Source organism: Magnetospirillum sp. WYHS-4 (assembly GCA_039908345.1).
Lineage (GTDB): Bacteria > Pseudomonadota > Alphaproteobacteria > Rhodospirillales > GLO-3 > JAMOBD01.
In genome coordinates, this window is record JAMOBD010000128.1 from 1 (window position 1) to 2629 (window position 2629).

Annotated in this window: 3 protein-coding genes; all 3 read right to left on the reverse strand. The window is 56.0% G+C overall.

Going from position 1 to position 2629, the window contains the following annotated elements:
* Positions 1-499 precede the first annotated feature (499 nt).
* Positions 500-1396 (reverse strand): hypothetical protein, encoded by an 897-nt coding sequence (locus H7841_18195; protein MEO5338789.1) that lies wholly within the window; start codon positions 1394-1396, stop codon positions 500-502.
* Positions 1397-1448: 52 nt separating this feature from the next.
* Positions 1449-2024, reverse strand: a complete 576-nt coding sequence (locus H7841_18200; GenBank protein MEO5338790.1) for an ImmA/IrrE family metallo-endopeptidase — start codon at positions 2022-2024, stop codon at positions 1449-1451.
* Between the two features lie 339 nt (positions 2025-2363).
* Positions 2364-2629: hypothetical protein (locus H7841_18205; GenBank protein MEO5338791.1), on the reverse strand; the 266-nt coding region annotated here is incomplete at its 5' end.

Sequence of the window (2629 nt, forward strand, 5' to 3'; positions counted from 1 at the left end):
CCGCGGCCCGCCGGCCTTGCGGCAGGTCCGCCAGGTCCCCGGCGGGCCCGTAGCCCTGGGCGGCCAGGGCCGGGCGCTGGCCCGCCACATGACCGAAGCCCACAGCGACCGCCTGCTGCTGGAAAGTTAAGTGGGCACCGGCACCACCGTCACCGTCCTGCTGCCGGCGGAGCGGGTATTCCTTCCGGATCAATCGTAGTTTTGAAGATTATTCAATATTTCCTGAGGAATGTTTTCCCCCCTAGACTCCCCTGGCTCGGCCTTCTCGGCGCTCTCTTCCGCTTGCCTGATTCGCGAGTTAAAGAAAATCTGATATGCCAGCAAGGCTTCCTTGTGGGGCTCCATTGCATCGAGGTGGATACCGGAAATAAACGGCTCAATTATCCACCTCTCTCCAGATCCCAATACGAAATTTTTCCAAAATTGCACAATCTTAATTGGCTCAATTGTTGGGTTGTTTTCGATGTTTCTATATGCTTCGTTTACTTTATTATGGTAATCAGAATCGATCCAGAATATTGGATAGGGACGCCCCCCCAAGTATACCCTTCAACTCGTGAGCACCATCATAGTGAATATCTCTATGCGCCCGGCTTTCAAAGGCAGAATTTTCAAATTTTCCATATGTTTCTACTTTAGAACATAATAAATACGCCAAATCTGCAGAAATAACGAATTTTCTTGGCGACGCAAATTTGGCAAGCCGGAATCCCAGGTCCATTTGCGGCCCGATGAAATCGAGAACCCCCATGTCTCTTTCGTCCGACTCTCCAGCATGGCTTTGTTCGTAACTGTAATGCCGCAACAATAACCTAAACAAACGGTTGTCCTTAGATGCCTGCCAGGCAGGCGTACGTGCTAACGATGGAGGAACCGGCCCAAGCACGATCTCCATGTTATTGACTGGAAAGCCAGCTATCCATGCGGTGGCCTTGAGATCGAGACGTCCGTAGCGTCTCAGACGCCCCCGATATCGATGGATTGCCACGCGAAGCACATCAAGTGCGAACCCCGCTTGCCTGATGTCCCGAAGTTCCAAGACATAGAGGAGTTCATCGCCGGCAGCCTTCCAAAACAAAGGATGCCCTGAGAATAGCTCATCATCTGTTGGGGTGTCACCCGAAGGAACCGACTTCCCTTCCTTCCAGGCTTGCGAGAATTCTTCGTCGAATCCAGTATAGAACTCGGCAAGAGCGCGAAGCCACGGAGGCCCTGGGTTCTCGGGTATCTGACGGTCTCGGGCCTTATTCTTTCCTATATCAGCTTCCGCGAGAAATGTGGTCCCATGCTTGAATGCTGTCGATCCCTCGATATCAACACTGAGAAATAGTCGCAGTCGCCAGGCAGGGAATCCTACCGGTTGCGCTTGCTTTCGAGAAGAACTATCACGCGGCATTTTGCGCCTGGAGGGGGGCACCGGAAACAACCCAACAAAAGGTAGAAAATTACTAGGCCCCGATTGCGGCGATCCGATTACGGATCGTCAATTCTGAGACGGAGAACCGTGCAGCCAGATCGGTATAATTATTACCCTCTTTGCGATGAAGTTGGCTCAGGGGCTCTCTGGGCACCAGAAACGCTTCGGCGAACCAAATCGCCTCAAGCTCGGCCAACCGGGTTTCCTTCTCCGGGACAGTATGGTTGGCGCGCATGCGCCCACCGGCAAGAGGATAATGGAGGAACAGATGCCCAAGTTCATGTGCGATCGTTTCTCGCGTCGACACCGGCCCCATATCCTGCGGTTCGAGGAGGAATATCTTAAACCGGTTTGGGCTCCAAATGGCGATGGACCCAATCCGCCGCTCCACCTCGGCAACGTCGGGGAAAGACATTCTGACCAGCTTGCCTCCAAGCCGTTCGACCAGATCCTCAAGGTCCTGTCCGATCATGAGTTCGAACTTCTTGGCTACCTGCTCGGCGAACCCCTGAATCACATGACGTCTAAGATACGTCGGCTTTGGAATGGGGAAATTCTCGGGATCTTCACGATCAGAGGATTTCCGGCCTGCCCTATCAGCGGTCATTGCGCATTTCTCCACTACCACCTGCCGGCCTCTACCGGCAGCCTCTCCTAATGGTTTGCCGCCGTGCCATCCCTGGAAAGACCGGCGTTCTACCACCCCCGCCGCTGGGGGTCAACGTCCCAAGACGCCGCAACGAACGAAAAAGTGAACCGGCAAGCTGCCGAGCCCCATTCGATTGCCGAACGTATGCGATCACCATCTCACACGCCCTCACTGCCTGCGAACAATATGTAGGCACGCATCCAGATATAACAACTATATCTTCTCACCCAGCCCCTAACCCCAGGTTAACCGGCGATTTTTTTTCCACGGTAGCACCCGGCCGTAGAGCCCCGCCTGTCACCGGAAGTCCCGCGACTCGGTCCGCAGGGTGGGCTGGCCGCGGCTCAGGGAGGCCAGGTGGGGGGTCAGGTCGGCAAGGGTCTCGGCCAGCAGGTGGATCACCGGACCGTCCCGCTGGACCCGGCCGCAGGCCCCCAGCAGGCCCGCCCCCAGGATGACCCGGCGGTGGGTCTCCAGCACTTGCGGCCAGACGATCAGGTTGGCGATGCCGGTTTCGTCCTCCAGGGTGACGAAGACCACCCCCTTGGCGCTGCCCGGCTGCT